This is a genomic window from Nitrosospira sp. Is2 (assembly GCF_033095785.1).
Classification (GTDB): Bacteria; Pseudomonadota; Gammaproteobacteria; order Burkholderiales; family Nitrosomonadaceae; genus Nitrosospira.
Window position 1 is genome coordinate 393,142 of the sequence record NZ_CP137134.1, and the last position, 18,743, is coordinate 411,884.

Here is an 18,743-nt window from a genome sequence, read left to right on the forward strand (position 1 = left end):
ATGACTGGTTAAAATGAATAATCCTCAGGAAGGTCTAAGAAGATCAGTCTCCGCCTGCAAACATAGCGCGGTGGTTCTACTGATCCTGGCGGCCGCCCTGTTCAACTCGGTTTTTGATGCATCGGCCGCGGAACTTTGCACCCCTGCAATCGCCCTGGTCGTTTCCGTGCAGGGGATAGTAGAAGTTCGCCGCTCCCAAGAAAAAAACTGGCAGCCGGCGGTACTGAACCATAGTCTTTGCCCAAGCGATATGATCCGCGTACGGCAGCACAGCCGTGCAGCGCTGCGGCTCAGCAATGAAAGCGTGCTCCGGCTGGACCAGAAAACCACGCTCGTGCTTGGGGGGGCGGATGGAGAGCGTCAAACGCTGCTGGAAATGCTCACGGGCGCGATACATGTACTGACCAGGACGCCAAAGCCCTTCAAAATAAACACCCCGTTCTTAAATGCCGGCGTCGAGGGAACCGAATTTTTAATTGAGCTGGATCAGGACCAGGCAAAGCTGGTGATGTACGAGGGCAAGCTCTCGGCCAGCAATAGCCACGGAAGCATTATCCTCGCGGACAATGAGGCAGCGGTTGTCCCCAGGGACCAGGCGCCGCGGAAAGAAACAATCGTGCGTCCGATGGATGCCGTCCAATGGGCGTTATTCTATCCGGCGATTATCAGCTATCAGCTCGACGAGCAGCCAGACGACGAACCCGCAACGCAACACTTGCGTATTGCTATTGACCGGTATGAACACGGCAGAATTGCGGAAGCGCTCGCGGCGCTCCATGATGTGCCTGAGGGCGAGCACTCGCCTCGCTTCCTGATCTACCGCGCCGGGCTCCTTCTGTCGGCCGGTCGCAGCAATGAAGCCAGCGCAGATATCGCTCAAGCGCTGCGAATCGAACCCGGCAACAGCGACGCCTACGCGCTGCAAGCCGTGATCGCCACCGTGCAGAACGATAATGAGCGGGCGCTCGCCATTGCCACCCATGCGGTCGAGCTGAATCCAGCCTCCTTTGCCGCCTGGCTGGCATTGTCCTACGTGCAGCAAGCCCGCTTCAGGATCGAGGAAGCGCTGGAAGGCGCAAAAAAGGCGGTCGAGCTTGACCCAGAGAATGCCCTCGGATGGGCGCGGCTGGCTGAGTTGCAGATGGCTGCCGGTTATCCGGAGCGGGCCGTCAAGGCTGCGCAACAGGCTGTGCGACTCAAACCGGATCTCGCCAGAACGCAGACCGTTTTGGGCTTTACCCACCTCGTCCAGATCGACACCGGCGCGGCAAACGCCGCTTTCTCCCGCGCGGTCGAGCTCGACCAGACCGATCCCATGCCGAGGCTTGGTGTTGGCCTTGCGAGAATACGCGAAGGTGCTCTTGAGGCCGGCCGGATTGAGCTTGAGATTGCCGCCAGTCTCGACCCCGCAAACTCCCTCATCCGCAGTTATCTCGGGAAAGCATATTTTGAAGAGAGGCGCTATCCCCTCGCGGGAACGCAGTTTGATCTGGCAAAAGAACGGGACCCCAATGATCCCACACCCTGGCTTTATGACGGAATCATGAAACAGACCCGGAACCAGCCGGTGGAGGCTCTGCGCGATATTCAAAAGTCCATCGAGCTGAACGATAACCGGGCAGTCTACCGTTCTCGGCTATTGCTTGATCAGGATCAGGCGGCGCGCGGCTCCAGCCTGGCGCGCATCTACGACAATCTCGCTTTCGGGAACCGCGCGATTGTGGAAACAGCTAAATCATTGACTATCGACCCTGCTAATCACTCGGCGCATCGATTTCTCTCGGACACCTACGCAGACACCCCCCGATATGAGGTTGCCCGGGTCAGCGAACTTCTTCAGGCTCAACTCCTGCAACCCGTAAACGTAAATCCGGTTCAACCGCGCCTCGCAGTGGCTGATCTCAATATTATTACCGGAACGGGCCCGGCAAGGGCGGCCTTTAATGAATTTACGCCGTTGCTTGAGCGGAACAAACCCCAGTTCGTCGCTTCCGGCGTGATAGGCAACCAGAGCACCCGCGGGGACGAAGCTGTGCTCTCGGCGCTTTATGGCCGCGCTTCAGTCAGTGTCGGGCAGTTTCACTACAACACCGACGGATTTCGTCAGAACAATGATCAGAAACACAATATTTATAATGCATTCGTGCAGTATTCGGTAACTCCGCGTTTTAATGTGCAGGCCGAAGTGCGCACGCGCCAGACTGAACACGGCGATTTGTTACTGAATTTTAACCCTGCTGTTTTTACTCCAGACCGGAGAAAACTGGACGAAGATACGGCAAGGATCGGGGCGCGGTATTCGTTATCACCCAACCAGGATCTCATCCTGTCCGGGATCTATACTGATAGGAAAGAGGCTTTGATAAATGTTCCGGACAACACGTTTGCCGGAACAAATGTTACCGATACAACCACAACTAAAAGCAGAGGCTATCAAGCGGAAGCTCAATATCTTCTCCGCGGCGAACGGTACAACGTAACCACGGGGGGCGGGGCATATCAAATCGATGCGAGTAAAGGAGAAAGGCTGGATTTCGGAGTGCCATGTCCCCAGTTCATGGAGTGCAATTTAGGGCTGCGAAACTTCAGGAGGGAACGCTACAGCGGTTATCTCTACACAAATATAAATTTACCCGGAAATATCACCGGAACAATTGGTGGAAATTACGTCTCCCTGAAGGACGGCACAAATTTCGAAATCGATAAATTTAATCCGAAATTCGGGTTGCAATGGGACATTACGCGCAGGCTTCGCCTGCGGCTTGCATGGTTCGAGACGGTCAAGTCGGCTCTCATTGCGAATCCAACGCTTGAGCCTACACAGGTCGCGGGGTTCAACCAGCTATTTGATGACGTGAACGGAACGACGGCGCGACGCAGGGGAGCAGGCCTTGATGCTGTCGTATCCGAGAATTTGTACGCGGGCGTGGAAATCTCGGACCGCAACCTTGGCGTTCCATTTTTCTCGGATAATCTGACTTACAGCAGAACCGAAAGCCAACAGGAAAAACTCTATCGGGCATACCTTTACTTATTACCTCATCCATATTTCTCGGCCAAAGGCGAGTTTCAATTTGAAAAATTTGCCCGGGACGCCTCCACAACCGGACCGTATGGAATTGAAACGGCAAGCGCGCCGGTCAACGTCAGTTTCTACCATCCTTCGGGCGTATTTGCGAAAATGACGACAACATATGTTCACCAGAAAGTAAAAAGTCGTACGGGCGAAAATTCCGGGGTTGACGACTTCGTTTTGCTGGATGCGGCCGTAGGTTATCGACTGTCTAACCGACGAGGTATTTTAAGCCTGGAAGGCAGAAATCTTCTGGACGAGGATTTCTTCTACAGGAATGTCAATTTCCAGGCATCCGAACCTGTTTACTATCAACGTTTCACCCCGCATCGCACTTTGTTTTTACGTGTTACGTTAAACTTTTAAGGAGAAAAAATGAGCGCAATAACGAAGATATTGGCGGGAGTGGTAACTTTGACTTTAGCGGCACCGGTAGCCGCCGCGACCCCCATCGCTCCAGCCAAGGACGTGCATATAAAAGTCACTGATAATATACGTGAGGCGGTTAGTATCCTGGACGTTCAATTTGCCATCGTAATCGATAAGCGCAACCATATACACGTTCTCACGGTCAGCGATATGAAACACCCGGCACACAGTGAGGCGCAAAATCCGCCCGCGGACGACCCGACGGATGATGATGCCGGCGGAGGAAAGTTTTCCACTCAAATCAGACAGGAAGCGGATGGCTGCTGGTGGCTGACAAGAGGCGAGCGAAATCAGGATGGCGCGCAGATTGAAGCTCACGAAGTATGTATAGGAGGCCGTGGATGTCCCGTTGGGGAGCGAAAGCCGATCGCCTAAGCGCACATACTATCTCTGGCACCATTCTCTGCTTATCCGTGATTACGGTGAAGGTGGCACGACGTTGAACGACGGAAATCCCACGGGTTCTATATAGATTCAATGGGAAGCGCGCTGCGTTGCCCCCGCTCGCCCCTTGCAAACGGAGCGCTCCTGTACGTGCTCACGGAAACCTGCCGAGTTGTCGCACATAGATGAGAGGAGAGACCGGAGATGATTGCGCCAGACATCACAGCTGAACGTGCCAGCGCAATGCTTGCGGTTATCAAGGAATTTCGGCATCTTCACCAAACAGATCTTGCGCTTGTAGCCAAATGCTGCCATTGGCATCATTACTATTCAGGGGAGCATATCGTCGGGTATCGGGAAGATACGAACCACACCTTCTTTATCGTACAAGGCGAGATTCGCATTACCTACTACTCGTCGTCCGGCCATGAAGTTATCTTATGCGACCTGCCGGCCGGCGAAATGTTTGGCGAAGTAACGGCCATTGATGGCCTTGCCCGCTCCGCCCTTGTAATTGCTAAAACAGATTCGATAGCGGCATCCATGTCCGCACCCGATTTCCTGAATCTCCTTCAATCCAACCCACATATATCACTGGCTATCCTCAAGCGTTTAGCCGGACAAGTGCGCCGTTTAACCGAGCGTGTCTTTGATTACAGCACACTTTCTGTCCGCAATCGTATTCATATCCAATTATTGCGACTTGCAAAAAGGCAAACAGCGGCGCCAAACATGGGCGTGATTTCACCAGCACCCACTCATACTGAACTTGCCAATCTTCTCAGCACCCATCGTGAAGCAGTGACTCGGGAATTGAACGCGCTGGCCCGCGCCAAACTGGTCATACGCGAATCCCATGAATTACACATACTGGATATTGCAAAGTTGAAAAGAATGGTTGAAGAAGCCCGGGGGCTCCATCGTCTCTAGCCAGATAATATAACTGTCATAGCCGTGATTCTTCCAGATAACTAAACGAGATTAAAACACCTCACACGCTTTGTGCGACTGGCTCATAGCCCGATCATACGTTGCGAAGCTGGGATTCGGTCCGGTTGACGTGGCCATTGTAAAACTCCCGCTTCAGAATCTCTGCCGAGCCAATATATGCCAGCACGATCACGCCCAGGACACCCAGGAAAAGGAATGGCAGGGGTACGAAACCGAACAACTGCGCGAGAGGCGTATATGGAAGCACTATAGCAGCCGTTACCACAGCCAGGGTTGCGAGCATGAGCGCTCTGGATGGGCTGCTTTGCCAGAAAGGACGGCGAGTCCGGACTACCAGAACAATCAATGAGGCCGAAACGACAGATTCCACGAACCATCCGCTGCGGAACATTTCAGGTGATGCGTTAAGAATAAAAAACAGCGCACCAAAGGTAAGAAAGTCAAAAACGGAACTGAGCAAGCCGAACTTGAGCATGAATTGACGAATGAATGTAACGTCCCAACGTTGCGGACGATCGATCCATTCGGCGTCCACGCGATCCGTTGCTATAGACATCTCGGGTAGATCAGTCATCAGATTGGTCAGCAAGATCTGCTTCGGCAGCAGAGGCAGGAACGGTAAAAGAAGTGATGCACCCGCCATGCTGAACATATTGCCGAAATTTGCGCTCGTCGCCATAAACACATACTTCAGCGTGTTGCCAAAAGTTGTACGTCCTTCCCGGATGCCCGCGGCGAGCACTGCCAGATCTCGCTCGAGCAGCACAATGCTGGCGGTTTCTCTCGCCACGTCTACCGCGCCCTGAACCGACACACCGACATCTGCCGAATGAAGCGCAGGCGCGTCATTGATACCGTCGCCAAGATACCCGACCACATGTCCCGCCTCGCGCAATGCGCGGATAATGCGCTCTTTCTGATTCGGTTCGATCTCTGCAAAAATATTTACGGTGCTTGCCAGCTGCGGCAATGCTTCATCGCTAACCTGCTGGAGCTCCTGGCCGCTGATCATGTGCGTATGGTCCAGGCCGATTTGCAACGCAACCTCCCGGGCAACCAGCCGGTTATCCCCGGTGATCACTTTAAGTGCCACACCCAGACTCCGCAGTTCCTGAATCGCGGCTGCAACGCCGGCCTTTGGTGGATCAGCAAACGCCAGAAATCCAATGAACGTAAGGGGGCTCTCATCCGCTCGCTCGATGGTCGAGCGACCCGGCATTGTCTTCATGGCAACGCCCAGCGTGCGCAATCCGCGCTGACTGAACATGGTATATTGCTCACGGATTGCGTTTTCGTACCCAGCAATTCCAAAAATGCCGCCATCGCTCAGCTCTACCGTGTCGCATATCTCAAGTACCTGGGCGAAGGCGCCCTTTGTGACCAGCACAGTCTCCCCGCCCACAGACGCAAGCACACTCAGGCACTTCCGCGTAAAGTCGTATGGAATCTCATCAAGGCGGACGACCGCCGCTCGGCTGAGCGGCTGCACTGATCGTGTCATCGATCGGGTTGCGGAAGCCGGTCTGGCAGGTCGCGTTGATCGCCGCGAGTTGCAGCGTGCGCAAGCTCTGCTTGCCGTCGGGGGCGAATGCGCCCTCAAGCCGGACCGTGCCCTCCGTAAGCGTACCGGTTTTATCAGAACACAGCACATCCATGCTGCCAAAATTCTCGATTGATACCAACCGCTTGACGATAACCTTCTTGGCGGCCATGCGGCGAGCGCCGCTCGCCAGGTTGACGCTGATGATAGCCGGCAGTAATTCGGGAGTCAGGCCGACCGCGAGCGCCAATGCGAAAAGGAAGGAGTCGAGTACCGGCCTTTCCAAATAAACATTAAAGGCAAATATGAGGATAACAAGGGTCAGCGTTACCCTTATCAACAGCATACCGAACTGGCGCACGCCCTGCTCAAACTCTGTTTCCTCCGGACGGGCTCGCAGATGGGCGAGGATGGCTCCGAGCTGCGTCTCGCGTCCGGTCCTGACCACCAGACCCCGGCCCGTCCCGCTGACCACATGAGTCCCCTGAAACAAGGCATTGGTTCTTCGCGTCATTGGTGTATCCGCAGACAAATTGCCGAGAATCTTCTCAACCGGAAAGGTTTCGCCGGTTAAAGCCGCCTCGTTCACGAACAGATCGCGCAGCTCCAGCAAGCGGCAGTCCGCGGGAACGCCGGACCCAGCGGAAAATTGCACGAGATCGCCCGGCACTACCTCATATAAAGGCACTTTAATGACGCAGCCATCCCGCACCACCTCGGCTTGGGACTCCACCATTTTCTGCAACCGTTCGATAGCTGTCGCGGCATAAAATTCCTGCCAGAAGCCGAGAAGCGCACTGGCGGCGACTATAAACAGAATGATGAGGCCATCGGTTGCATCGTGCAGGGCAAACGACAGGATTGCTGCAGCAATTAATACCAGGACGATAGGCGAACTTAACTGGCGCGACATCAGGGATACAACCCGCGAAGACTTATCTACGGTCAAAGCATTGGCGCCATACCGCCTTAGCCTTATGGCGGCTTCAGCGGCCGTAAGGCCGTTCATTGACCCGCCGATATCCTTTGCGGTTTCCTCAACACTTTTCGCCCACCATGGAATTGTATTCACGTTCACTGGGTAGCTCCCTTCCAAACGCTGCGCCCGGGTTTCTATCACACCCCCCAACTTATAATCCGCATAATCCGCCGCCCGCATGAATCCCGCACAGGCGCATCCGGCTTCGTCTGGCCTGCGTGCACCTGCCCTGCCTCCTAAACCAGAGAGCGTCGCTACCTTGCGTCAACTTGGGCGCGTTTCCTTATTCTGTACTATTGTGATTGTGTACAGTAACGATCATTCGCCATTCGCGGAGATCCGTGGCTAAGCCGGAATACGGACCAATAAAAATTATTACAACACAGCTACTGCAAGGTTCATGAAATACCTCGGCCATCTATCCACGGACGATCCTTTGTATGGGTACCTTCGGGACGATATCGTCCCGAAGCTCGGCGTCAAAACTCGTTCTCCGGAATTCCGGGTGTATCAGCTGCCGGCATCGAATCATGTGTATCTGTATGAAGATCAGCAAAGTCAGACGCGAGTCATCGGGAAATTCTTCGGCGGCCTGCCCGACCTGGACCCCGAGGCTGCTACCCGGCGCATGGAACGGGAATTCAACAATTTGACTTACTTGCGAAGTATTGGATTTACGGGTTACCCTCACTACGTAGCCAGGCCTCTGGGGCGGAACGCCAATCTGAACAAGGTGTTGATGGAGGAATTCTGCTACGGCACGTCGCTTGCCACATTCATTCTCAACGCCATCCGCAACAGCGCGCGGGAGGCGCTTTTTGAAAAACTCACCGCGCTCGCCTATTTCCTGGCGAGCCTGCACAATCGAACCGTACATGAGCGCACGGTGGACTTCACCAAGGATTCCGAATATTTCGATCATATCCTTCAAAATCTGATAAATGCAGGACGCCTCGGCCCGGACGAGGTTCGGGAATTCCGGCAGCTCAAGGAGCGTTGGGTTGGTCAAAGCTGCATGTGGGAAGATCGGCAGGTCCTCGTACACAGCGATGTCACGCCGCCCAACATCCTCTTCGGCGACGGCCTTTGGGTCATCGTTATCGATCTGGAACGGATGAAATCTGCGGACCGGGTGTTCGATCTTGGCAGGGTCGTGGGTGAGCTTCAGCACTTCTATATTCAGTACGCGGGTAACAAATGGCTGGCGGAACCCTTCATCGGGCACTTCCTGTGGGAATATGCCTGCCACTTTCCCGACCGCCATGCTGCTTTTGCATCGATCACCCGCCGTGTCCCCTTTTATGCGGGCCTCACCCTCCTCCGTATCGCGCGCAACGGGTGGATTGGCGGTCACTACAGCCGGCGGCTACTGGATGAAGCCGGCAAAACATTAAGGTAACTATATGACCATTAAGGGAATTTTATTCGATCTCTACGGAACGCTGATCGACATTGAAACAGACGAATCCATGGATGAAATATACCGCGCCATTGCCCACTACCTGACATACCACGGAGTGTATCTGCACCGCGGCGAGGTTCAGAAGCGCTATTACCACATCATGAAACAGCAGCGGGAAGCGAGTGGCGAGGAATACGCGGAAATCGACGTGGAAGCGATATGGAATGAGTTTCTGATGCAGGAAGGAATCAGGTTCGGCCCCACCCGTGGACAGTTGGCGAAGGTGCTTGCCCAGATTTATCGCGCGATATCGCGAAATCGGCTGCAACTATACCCAGGCGTAAAAGAAGTATTGAATACATTACAGGCCAGTTACCGGCTGGCGTTGGTAACAGATGCCCAATCTTGCTACGCAATCCCCGAACTCCGCGCCGTAGGGCTGGAAGGCTACTTTGACCCTGTCCTCATCTCAAGCCGTCATGGCTTCAGGAAACCCGATTCAAGGCTCTTCAGTAAGGCTATCGATATTATGGGCCTTGAGCCATCCGAGGTTATTTGCGTGGGCAACGATATGTTCCGCGACACTTACGGCGCCGCGCTGCTCGGAATCAAAACCATTTTCGTCGACTCGAATCAAGGCGCGAAATCGTTCGAAAACGTGTCGCCGCATTATCGCGCCCGGCAATTCGAAGATGTCCTCGAGGGAATGGCGGCGCTGGAGCGATCGAGAGCGTAGCGCGAGGGACCCGAGAGATCCCGCGGAGCGGGGATCGGACAGCGGAGGGATGCAAGGCCACGGCATGGATTACGGGCGGAACGCCTGTCTCCCACTACGGGGTCGCATCGTCCGGAAGCACTGCCCAGCCCTTCAATGTCGGTCGTTTAACCCGGATACTTCAATTTCAGCCGGTTAATGAACGGCGCCGACAATGTAAAATCGGTATCGCCGGGAATAAACACATTGCAGCTCTGTTCCGTTCCCGCATGATTTACCTTGAGGGTGGCGGTAATCCCCTTATCCGTTGATCGTTCTACCGGGATCTGCGAGGTTCCGGAAGCCAGTTTATGCCCGGGGGGTAAAATTCTTTTGTCTGGCGCGCCGTCCAATTTCGAGCGTCCTCCTCGGGTGAGATAAGAATACTGCACCTCGGGCTGTGCCTGCAATTCTTTGACGCCCGTCTTTGTCCAGTTGACATTCAGCACAAACTCTTCGCTTTCCGGCGCGCGTGGCGAAGCCCAACAAGTCAATCCCTCGCGCTTCTTCATGCAACTGGACCAGGCCTGCACAGCCCGGGCTGTGGCGCCGCTACCCACCGCTGCCCCGGTGGTGACCGTCTGTATTAAAAACTCGGCGGCCTGAGACGATTCCGCTTCTGAATTCTTCGAACAATACCCGGCCTTCCACTGCCTGAACCGATCTTCACTGAGGGAAGTGCTCGATGACCCCACCCCGGCGCTCAGGCCTTCGTTGACCCCGTCGTCATCCAGCGTAAAAAGCCCATACGTCAGTCCCAGCCTCCCATCATCCCCGGATTGCCGCGCTTGTTTTATCGCGGCTTGGGCCTGTTCATAGTTGAGCGAGCAAAGTTCCGCATAAAGCGAGCGGTCTCTAACCTTTGCCTCGCTCTTGGAATACTCGTCGTAGAAACCTGCCGTGAGAATATTGTGACAGGCATCCAGAGCGGCTGCTTCCACCGGTAAAAGGGACGTAATAAGCAGAAGGGGGGAAAGGCGCGCAGTCATACTGGCACTACGGTTTTTCATGGGATACCTCCGAAAAATGTCATAAACCGATGAATAAGAGATGCCTGCCCGGCAGGCTGGTTCAGAGTCGCAATAGTATAAGACCACGGCAGGCATAACGTGACCCTGATTGCACAGGCACGGTGTGCAGGGGTGAATAAACGCATGCATTTTTGAATTAATGCAGTGTCTAAGCATGAAGTGTTAACAATCATACAGACGGGCCCACGCTTCGGATGCTCAACTATTAGCCTGGAGCCCTTCTATTTCCTTCTATTTGTGTTCAACAATCAAGTGTTGTTCAGAGTTGCCCGTTAAAGAGGGCTCTTCCATTCCGCAGATAATAATGATTTTACCTTGCTCGACCGTCATATGCTGAGGCGCCCGGTCTGGCTCCTCGTTCTCCTCTACGCCAGCTTTTCAACGCTATGGATGGCGATTGCGGGCTATCTGATCTCGCTTACGCTGGACGATCCGACATTGCGGAGCCAGGCCTATTTTATGAAGGAACTGGTCCTTGTTATCGCAAGCAGCGGTCTGTTTTATGCCCTGCTGAAGTTCGCCCGCGATACGGTCGTTCCCCCTTCCATACCGGCCCCCGATTCCGTTCGCTTCCAGCTGAACCGGTTAATGCTGATGTTTGTATCCCTCGCGATGGTCGCCCCCCTGGTCAGCGTCGGCATTGTCAAGGTATATGGGCCGGAGATGGAACGAAGAATGTATGATGACCTTCATACCATCGCCGATCTCAAGGCGGAGCAGATCGAAATCTGGCTGGACGAACGAGGTGGCGATGCGGAGGTGCTGGGTGCCAGTCAGGCCTTCATCGAACGCGTGGCAAGCATGCAAGAGACAGGCGCGGACCGGAATCGGCAACTGATCCGCAACCGGCTGAAGGCTATCATGAAAGCCTATAGCTACGAGTCTATACTGCTCCTCGACACAGCGGGCCACACGCTGCTGACGCTGGGCGAACAACCCGACACGCCGGAGGTCAGCAAGACGCTGCTGTCTGCAGCGTTGCGCAGCCGACGAACACAGAGCAGCGATCTGTATCTGGATAAAAACGGCCGGGCCTGGCTGGATTACGTGTTGCCGCTGGTCTCTGACCCGCCGAACGGACAAACGGTCGCGCTCGTGGTGCTGCGCGCAAATCTCGGTAAATTTCTGCTCCCCCTGGTCGAGAAATGGCCTGGCAGCAGCGAAAGCGCAGAAATCCTGCTTATACGCCAGGAAAACAACACTGTTCATTACCTCAACCGCGGGCGCCACCTCAAGCATCCTTCTCCGCCAGCAGAAATCGATCTCTCCGCCCGCAACGACTTGACCAGAGCTATCGGCGCCCGTGAGCCGCCCCACGGTGAGATGCATGGAGTGGATTATCGTGGCGAGCAGGTGCTGGCCGCTTATCGGCCAATATCCGGCTCCGATTGGCATCTCATCGCCAAAATCGACCAGCGTGAGGTACTCACGCAATTGTGGACCCTGGTGTTCTGGGTCAGCATCGTCGTCTTGCTCGCGATTACGGCGGTCAGCGTAGTATTGCTGCGCCTCTGGCGCCAGCAGCGGCGCGCTCACCAGCTGGCTCTGGCGATTCGCACCGCCGAGCAGGACCGTCTTCTCAAATACTTTTACGAGCTGCCATTCATTGGCATGGCGATCACCGCTCCCGACAACAAGCGCTGGCTGCGGTTCAATAACCAACTATGCGAGATCCTGGGTTATTCACGCGATGAACTTGCGGAAAAGGATTGGCTGGAAATGACCCATCCGGAAGACATTGAAAAAGATCTTGCCGAGTTTGAGCGAGTGATGCATGGCGAATCCGACGGGTATGCGATGAACAAGCGTTTCATCCGCAAGGACGGCACTATCGTTATGGCGAATCTCGACGTGAAATGCGTGCGGCGGGACGACGGCAGCGCCCACTACTTTGTCGCCATGATTCGGGACATTACCGAACAGGAAAACCAGAAAGCGGAAATCCTGGCAGCCCGGAGCCAGCTGCAGGCCACGCTCGACGCCATACCCGACTTGCTGTTCGAACTTGATCTGGAGGGCCGCTGTCATGCGTACCATTCCGCGCGCACCGGCTTCCCCGCCTTGCGCGCTGAGGAGCTGCTTGGACAAAAAATCTCCGAAGTCCTTTCCCCGAGCGCAAGCGAGGTAATCGTATCCGCATTGCATGAGGCTAATGAGCAGGGCCTCTCGTCCGGGAAGGAACTGGAGCTGCAATTCGCACAAGGCACCTTCTGGTACGAGCTTTCGGTTTCACGCAAGCATGTCCATCCCGGAATGGCGCCCCGGTTCATTGTCCTTGCACGTGATGTTACCGAGCGCAAGGCGGCGGAGCGGCGTATCCTGAACCTTGCCCACTACGACGCCCTTACAGGGCTTCCAAATCGCGCGCTGCTCTCAGACCGCATGAAAGTGGCGATAAAACGCGCGGCGCGCGTGCTGGGCCGCCTCGCTGTACTGTTCGTGGACCTGGACCGGTTCAAGCCGATCAATGATTCGCTAGGTCATGAGATTGGCGACCGCCTGCTTCAGGTGGTAGCCGAACGCATGCAGGCGGCGATTCGCAGCGTCGATACTGTGAGCCGCGTAGGCGGCGACGAGTTTGTCGTTCTTCTGAGCGACATCGAGTCAGCGGAAGATGCGGCGCGCGTCGCGGAAAAGCTTATTTTCACGCTATCGCAGCCGTACCATATCGAGGGGCATGAGTTGTCGCTGACCGCAAGTGTCGGCATTTGCATCTATCCCGACAATGGCACCGAGCCGAGCACTCTGATTCGAAACGCAGACGCCTCCATGTACACGGCCAAGCAATCGGGCCGCAACCGGTACCAGTTCTACTCCGAGGACATGACAGCACGGGCGCTTGAACGGCTCAGCCTGGAGCGCGATCTCCGCGGAGCGGTCGAACGCGGTGAGATGTTCCCGGTGTATCAGCCGCAAATTGAGCTTGAGACTGGACACGTCATTGGCGCAGAAGTCCTTCTCCGGTGGCGGCACGCGACGCAAGGGCTGATTCCCCCTCAGCGTTTCATACCCGTGGCGGAAGACAGTGGAATGATACTGGGAATTGGCGAATGGGCGTTGTATCAAGCCTGCCAGCAGGCCCGGCTCTGGCGCGACCGTGGCCTGTTCGAAGTGAGTATCTCGGTCAACGTTTCGGCAGTCCAGTTCCGCCAGACAGACTTTATCGATGTCGTCAAGCGCGCCCTCAAGAAATCGGGGCTGCCGCCCGAACGACTGGAACTGGAACTCACCGAAAGCGTGGTAATGCAAGGGGTGGAGCCTGCTTTGGAAAAATTGCGGCAGCTGGCTGGACTGGGGGTAAAAGTGGCGATCGACGATTTTGGAACCGGCTACTCAAGCCTCTCATCTCTCCGGCAGTTCACGGTTGACCGGTTGAAGATTGACCAATCCTTTGTACATGGCCTGCCGGGAAATACCGACGCTGAAGCCATCGCCACAGCCATCGTAGCGATGGGGAACAGCCTGGGCTTCCGGATTATTGCCGAGGGAGTGGAGACTAAAGCGCAGGCGGAGTTTCTGCAAGGCGTCCTATGCAAGGAAGGCCAGGGTTATCTCTATGCCTGGCCGATGACCGCAAGCGAGTTTGAACAGTGGGTGGCAACATGGACGCCGCGTCCTGCAACTCAGTAAGCGGATTTTACGTGCTGCTTTCGCGCGCACGAACTCCGTTCTACCTGCCCTGCCCGACCACCATCAACCCCTGATCTACCGATTCTATTTCGATGACTCGGCGGGCGCTTCCTTTTTCACCGGGTTCTGAACTGTATAGCCTTCCTCTTTCATCTTGTATCCGCCGTACGCCCCAACTCCTCCCGCTGCAAGGAGCCAGCAACCGGACAGTGCCGGGATGACAAGCAACAGCATGCCAACTTGAATCATTCTTTTCATCATGCCTCCGCAATCTAGTAATAAAAGTGGTGCAAATCCACGTGGTATCTGTTCGCGCTGATATTCATGTTCGAATGCCCCGATCAGAACGAGCAAGGGTACATGCATATGATAACGCATCGCAAAATTAAAAGCAGACCTGGCGAAACTCAACCATTGCATCATTGAATGTGTGGCAATGAGTCGGTAAAGTGTTCATCAGTCGCTGCATGGAACTAACCCCGTGGAGATAACCCCACCGGTCCGTGCCGATCTGTGCTAAATATGATGATCTGCGCACCGTTGGCGCACTTTCCCCGCGAGGACGACTGGAACGCGAACACGGAGGTTCGCCATAACCACTTGAATGTTGTGGTAGACCTGGAACTATAATTTTCACGCATTGCCTTATTTATACAGGGAAAGCTGTATGAACATGCGTAATCAAGATCGGACGTGGCTTAGCCATAGGCGCGATCAAGCAAGGGAGCACATGTCTCCTGTTACACGGATGAGGAACCTCGCATGAAATGGGAGCGCCAACGTCAGAGTAGCAACGTCGAGGATCGCCGGGGCAGCGGGTATGGCATCGGCGGACGCGGCATCGGCATCGGCACAGTTATCGTGGCGCTGCTCGGCGGTTTGCTGTTCGGGGTGGATCCGCTCACCATGCTGAGCCTTATCTCGGGCGGTGGCGCAATCCAGGAGCAAGGGCCGGCACCAGCTCCACCACCCGACGACAGGCACGCGGCCTTTGTTTCAACTGTGCTTGCCGATACCGAAGATGTGTGGGCAGGACTCATGCAGCAGGAGGGCGCCACTTACCAGGCGCCTAAGCTGGTGCTGTTTCGCGGAGCGACCATAACCGCCTGTGGCCACGGCAGCGCCGCGATGGGACCGTTCTACTGCCCGGACGATCAGCGCATCTACATCGATCTTGATTTCTTCGACACGCTGGAGAGCCGGCTTGGCGCTACCGGGGACTTCGCTCAGGCCTACGTAATCTCGCACGAAGTCGGTCACCATGTGCAGAACCTTCTGGGGATTTCGGACCGTGTTAACCGCCTGCGCAGGCAGGCACCGCAAGCCCAGGCGAATTCCTTATCGGTTCGGGTTGAACTGCAGGCGGATTGCCTTGCCGGGGTCTGGGCTTTTCATTCGCAGAAATCGAAGGGATGGCTCGAGCAAGGTGACATTGAAGAAGCCCTGAATGCCGCCGCAAAAATCGGGGATGACTCGCTGCAGCGCAAGAGCCAGGGCACGGTTGTGCCCGAAACCTTTACCCATGGAACAAGCGCACAGCGAGTGAGCTGGTTCTCGCGCGGGCTGAAAAGCGGCAGCCTGAGGCAGTGCAATACGTTGGAAACCGGCCAGCTATGACATACCGGAAACGGTGAAAGGGAAATCTAATGAAAGTATCCGAGCTTAAGGATGAGCTGCTCGATTACTGGGTGGCCAAGGCCAACGGCGCAGCGGAGGTGCATGTAGTTGACGCACATTGCCTCATCGACCATGTGCGCTGGGAGCCGTCGGCTGACTGGTCTCAAGGCGGGCCGATCATAGAGAGGGAGGGGATAAACCTGGGTCACAGCCTTGAACCGGGATCGGAACATTGCGTAGCCTACATGAGGTCGGGTCGGAACCGGCAAAAAGGACTCACGCCACTGGTAGCGGCAATGCGTTGCTATGTCGACTCCAAGTTTGGCGAAGAGGTCAGCGATTGAGAAAGTCCTACAATCACAATCATATTTCCACGCCTTTGCTGGCTGCACATATCGTGCGCCACGCACACGAGCTAGCCAGATACACATGGCCAACGCGAAGCTGAACGAATCCCCCCGCGAAGCGACGTCCACGCCGCGCGTCCTGGCGGCTCAGGCCTTCTCGCGCGCAGCCGGCGCGCCGCTCGTTCACGGCAACAGGATTCGCCTGCTCAGGGACGCGGAAGAGAATTATCCAGCTTGGCTGGAAGCGATCCGCTGCGCGAATAAAACGATTCATTTTGAAAATTATATTATTCGCGACGATGACATCGGCGAGCAGTTTGCTAACGCGCTTATTGCGAAGGCAAAGGAACGTGTGACGGTAAGGCTGATCTACGACTGGATGGGCGGCCTTACGGAAACGGGTAACGCCTTCTGGAGGCGCCTGAGTGAAGGAGGCGTCGAGGTTCGATGCTTCAATCCGCCGCGCTTCGACAGTCCCCTGGGCTGGTTAAGCCGGCTGCACCGCAAATCGCTCTGCGTGGACGGTAGCGTTGCCTATGTCAGCGGGTTATGTGTCGGACGGATGTGGACGGGTTTTCCGGAAAAGAATATTCCGCCATGGCGCGATACAGGCGTCGAGGTACGTGGCCCCGTGGTAGCCGACATCGTGCACTCCTTTTCGCGCGCGTGGGCTGAGACCGGGCCGGAGTTGCCTGCGCACGAAATTCCGACGCGGGATTCGCTGCCGACAGTAGGAGCGGTAGACATAAGAGTCCTTGGAGACAGCGCTGCGACAGCCGGATTATATCGGCTGGAACAGTTGATCGCAGTGCTGGCGCAAAAAACACTCTGGCTTACCGACGCATACTTCGTCGGCACCACAAGCTATGTTCAGGCATTGCGGGGCGCGGCAATGGACGGGGTGGATGTCCGGCTGCTTGTTCCAGGATCAAGCGGCGATCTCAGGTTTTTGCGGCCGATCTCGCGCGCGGGTTATCGACCATTGCTGGAAGCCGGAGTGCGCGTCTTTGAATGGAACGGGTCAATGCTTCACGCCAAAACTGCCGTCGCAGACGGGCGTTGGGCCCGTGTCGGCTCAAGCAATCTCAACCTGGCGAGCTGGATCGGAAACTGGGAACTCGATGTGGCCGTGGAAAACCTTGAATTTGGGGACGAAATGGAGCAGATGTACCTCCAGGACCTGGACAACGCGACGGAAATCGTGCTCAGCGAGAAAAACCGCGTACGCCCGGTTGCCAGCTCCCGGGCGAACAAACCGGTTCCACCTGAACCCAGGGGGCTGCGTCAACCCCGGCGCGGAAGTGCCAGCCGATTGACGGCGGGGGCGATTCGGGTGGGAAATACCGTTGGAGCCGCGATTACCAACAAGCTTGTTCTCGGCGCGGCCGAGGCAAAAATCATGCTGTTTGGCGGCGCGGTGCTGTTATCGCTGGCTGTGGCCGCGCTCCTGCATCCGTTGCTGATAACGGTTCCTTTTGTGCTGATCGCCGGCTGGATAGGCATCTCGCTACTGATCAAGGCCTATCATTTGCATGTGAACGGGAAAGACAATGCCGCTTTCAACGGGCAGTCCAACAGAATCGATGATAGCGGCGGGCCTGTCAAGAGCCGCGCGGAAACGCCCTTGCTGCTGCGCGAGATAAGGCCTAAAACGCCGGCCGCGCCTGAGGGGGCGTCGGCCGATCAATCACGCGAGACCTGAAACGCTGAAGCGCCGAGCCGTCCAGGCAATCTCCCTGCGGCAAACGCATCCTGCATGGGAAAATGAGATTCTACGGACACAAGACAATTATCTTCAACCGTGCAGCTATGGCTCGCGGCTGGCGATTTTAACTTGGTTGCGTCTGATCATTTCATTGACGAGTTCCGCGAACTGCTCGCGCGCTTCATGCTTTATGAAAGCATTTCCCACCATCGGAGGAATCCAGGTGCCGGGAATGAAAACCGCATGATACGTTATGCGGGTTTGATCCCCTTCGGGAGTTAGCTGTGTCGTCTCTTCCAATTTGCGCATGCTGCCGCTCGTCAGGCGCTCTTGAATCTTGCTAAAAGGAAACAAATCAATTTCCCGCTTTGAGTCGTAGGAAAAAGTAAGAAAGCCGTACTTTGTCGCCCCCTTTTGAGAAACCCACACGCGATTGCCCGTTCTGCCCGTGACCCTGCTGGAAATAACGCCGGAATTAAAGTTGGGTATATTGTCAAAATCGGTTAAAACCGCCCATGCCTGCTCAGGCAAAATCGGGACAACAAAGGTCGCCTCCACGGTAATCTGTTCACCATCGTTCCGTACCCGGACGGCAATGTTCTTAGCGGGGAGCGCGTCGGAATTTCTGCTCGAGATCGAGGCTGGCGCTGATACCCTGCCGGTCCGCGTTTCATCCCCGGCGACCACGGCATTACCCAGAAACAAGTTTATAAGCACAGCGGCACACGTGATTTCAAATCTTTTCATCACGATCCATTTTCAGCTTGAGGGTTTGTCGTTTATTATCGCCCAATCGCGGGTTTGAGCAAAGCTCATCGGCTGTTTTTGAATGCCTGGCTACCGTGTTCGACTGTGCGCCAGGCCGACTGAAAAAGCCATTAAAGCCCCTACACACATAATA

The 18,743-nt window shown here is 55.6% G+C and carries 14 protein-coding genes; 9 read left to right on the top strand and 5 right to left on the bottom strand.

The annotated features are described in order from the left end of the window. The first annotated feature begins 13 nt into the window (after nt 1-13). The 3 genes from R5L00_RS01800 (at nt 14) to R5L00_RS01810 (ending at nt 4,816) form a co-directional block, all read left to right on the top strand. Nucleotides 14-3,439 (top strand): FecR domain-containing protein, encoded by a 3,426-nt coding sequence (locus tag R5L00_RS01800; RefSeq protein ID WP_317653048.1) that lies wholly within the window; start codon nt 14-16, stop codon nt 3,437-3,439. 9 nt (nt 3,440-3,448) lie between these two features. Continuing rightward, on the top strand, nt 3,449-3,877 hold the full coding sequence (locus R5L00_RS01805) for a hypothetical protein (RefSeq protein WP_317653049.1): 429 nt from the start codon (nt 3,449-3,451) through the stop codon (nt 3,875-3,877). Nucleotides 3,878-4,090: 213 nt separating this feature from the next. Then, the gene (locus R5L00_RS01810; protein ID WP_107692547.1) at nt 4,091-4,816 is read left to right on the top strand and encodes a Crp/Fnr family transcriptional regulator; all 726 of its coding nucleotides are present in this window, start codon (nt 4,091-4,093) and stop codon (nt 4,814-4,816) included. 94 nt (nt 4,817-4,910) lie between these two features. Here the strand turns inward: R5L00_RS01810 and R5L00_RS01815 are convergent, their stop codons facing one another. Together R5L00_RS01815 and R5L00_RS01820 are read right to left on the bottom strand one after the other, a co-directional pair. After that, nucleotides 4,911-6,338, bottom strand: a complete 1,428-nt coding sequence (locus R5L00_RS01815) for an HAD-IC family P-type ATPase (protein WP_317653050.1) — start codon at nt 6,336-6,338, stop codon at nt 4,911-4,913. Beyond that, nucleotides 6,289-7,455, bottom strand: a complete 1,167-nt coding sequence (locus R5L00_RS01820; protein WP_317653051.1) for an HAD-IC family P-type ATPase — start codon at nt 7,453-7,455, stop codon at nt 6,289-6,291. Before R5L00_RS01820 ends, R5L00_RS01815 begins: the two co-directional genes overlap by 50 nt. Nucleotides 7,456-7,756: 301 nt before the next feature. Between R5L00_RS01820 and R5L00_RS01825 the strand changes: the two genes are divergently transcribed. Then, entirely contained in the window at nt 7,757-8,755 is a 999-nt protein-coding gene (locus R5L00_RS01825) for a phosphotransferase (RefSeq protein WP_317653052.1), read from the top strand. A 4-nt stretch (nt 8,756-8,759) separates the two neighbouring features. Continuing rightward, entirely contained in the window at nt 8,760-9,494 is a 735-nt protein-coding gene (locus R5L00_RS01830; RefSeq protein WP_317653053.1) for an HAD family hydrolase, read from the top strand. Between the two features lie 146 nt (nt 9,495-9,640). Here R5L00_RS01830 and R5L00_RS01835 read toward each other — a convergent pair whose 3' ends face one another. After that, nucleotides 9,641-10,522, bottom strand: a complete 882-nt coding sequence (locus R5L00_RS01835; RefSeq protein ID WP_107692544.1) for a hypothetical protein — start codon at nt 10,520-10,522, stop codon at nt 9,641-9,643. A 336-nt stretch (nt 10,523-10,858) separates the two neighbouring features. Between R5L00_RS01835 and R5L00_RS01840 the strand changes: the two genes are divergently transcribed. Further along, the gene (locus R5L00_RS01840) at nt 10,859-14,173 is read left to right on the top strand and encodes an EAL domain-containing protein (protein WP_317653054.1); all 3,315 of its coding nucleotides are present in this window, start codon (nt 10,859-10,861) and stop codon (nt 14,171-14,173) included. Nucleotides 14,174-14,257: 84 nt separating this feature from the next. Here the strand turns inward: R5L00_RS01840 and R5L00_RS01845 are convergent, their stop codons facing one another. Next, the gene (locus R5L00_RS01845; RefSeq protein WP_181320361.1) at nt 14,258-14,434 is read right to left on the bottom strand and encodes a hypothetical protein; all 177 of its coding nucleotides are present in this window, start codon (nt 14,432-14,434) and stop codon (nt 14,258-14,260) included. A 501-nt stretch (nt 14,435-14,935) separates the two neighbouring features. Between R5L00_RS01845 and R5L00_RS01850 the strand changes: the two genes are divergently transcribed. The 3 genes from R5L00_RS01850 to R5L00_RS01860 all read left to right on the top strand — a co-directional run bounded on the left by R5L00_RS01850 (nt 14,936) and on the right by R5L00_RS01860 (nt 17,839). Continuing rightward, entirely contained in the window at nt 14,936-15,790 is an 855-nt protein-coding gene (locus R5L00_RS01850; protein WP_107692541.1) for a neutral zinc metallopeptidase, read from the top strand. A 29-nt stretch (nt 15,791-15,819) separates the two neighbouring features. Next, entirely contained in the window at nt 15,820-16,134 is a 315-nt protein-coding gene (locus R5L00_RS01855; RefSeq protein ID WP_107692540.1) for a phage protein NinX family protein, read from the top strand. Between the two features lie 85 nt (nt 16,135-16,219). Further along, nucleotides 16,220-17,839 (top strand): phospholipase D-like domain-containing protein, encoded by a 1,620-nt coding sequence (locus R5L00_RS01860; RefSeq protein WP_317653056.1) that lies wholly within the window; start codon nt 16,220-16,222, stop codon nt 17,837-17,839. A 105-nt stretch (nt 17,840-17,944) separates the two neighbouring features. On the opposite strand, the gene R5L00_RS01865 is transcribed toward R5L00_RS01860, so the two are convergent. Continuing rightward, the gene (locus R5L00_RS01865; protein ID WP_317654215.1) at nt 17,945-18,589 is read right to left on the bottom strand and encodes an SRPBCC family protein; all 645 of its coding nucleotides are present in this window, start codon (nt 18,587-18,589) and stop codon (nt 17,945-17,947) included. Nucleotides 18,590-18,743 lie beyond the last annotated feature (154 nt).

Bases quoted from the DNA above. Each gene is read 5' to 3' on its own strand.
- R5L00_RS01805 (WP_317653049.1), top strand. From the start codon at position 3,449: ATGAGCGCAATAACGAAGATATTGGCGGGAGTGGTAACTTTGACTTTA.
- R5L00_RS01810 (WP_107692547.1), top strand. From the start codon at position 4,091: ATGATTGCGCCAGACATCACAGCTGAACGTGCCAGCGCAATGCTTGCG.
- R5L00_RS01865 (WP_317654215.1), bottom strand. From the start codon at position 18,589: ATGAAAAGATTTGAAATCACGTGTGCCGCTGTGCTTATAAACTTGTTT.
- R5L00_RS01830 (WP_317653053.1), top strand. From the start codon at position 8,760: ATGACCATTAAGGGAATTTTATTCGATCTCTACGGAACGCTGATCGAC.
- R5L00_RS01855 (WP_107692540.1), top strand. From the start codon at position 15,820: ATGAAAGTATCCGAGCTTAAGGATGAGCTGCTCGATTACTGGGTGGCC.
- R5L00_RS01850 (WP_107692541.1), top strand. From the start codon at position 14,936: ATGAAATGGGAGCGCCAACGTCAGAGTAGCAACGTCGAGGATCGCCGG.
- R5L00_RS01825 (WP_317653052.1), top strand. From the start codon at position 7,757: ATGAAATACCTCGGCCATCTATCCACGGACGATCCTTTGTATGGGTAC.
- R5L00_RS01800 (WP_317653048.1), top strand. From the start codon at position 14: ATGAATAATCCTCAGGAAGGTCTAAGAAGATCAGTCTCCGCCTGCAAA.
- R5L00_RS01835 (WP_107692544.1), bottom strand. From the start codon at position 10,522: ATGAAAAACCGTAGTGCCAGTATGACTGCGCGCCTTTCCCCCCTTCTG.
- R5L00_RS01860 (WP_317653056.1), top strand. From the start codon at position 16,220: ATGGCCAACGCGAAGCTGAACGAATCCCCCCGCGAAGCGACGTCCACG.
- R5L00_RS01815 (WP_317653050.1), bottom strand. From the start codon at position 6,338: ATGACACGATCAGTGCAGCCGCTCAGCCGAGCGGCGGTCGTCCGCCTT.
- R5L00_RS01845 (WP_181320361.1), bottom strand. From the start codon at position 14,434: ATGATGAAAAGAATGATTCAAGTTGGCATGCTGTTGCTTGTCATCCCG.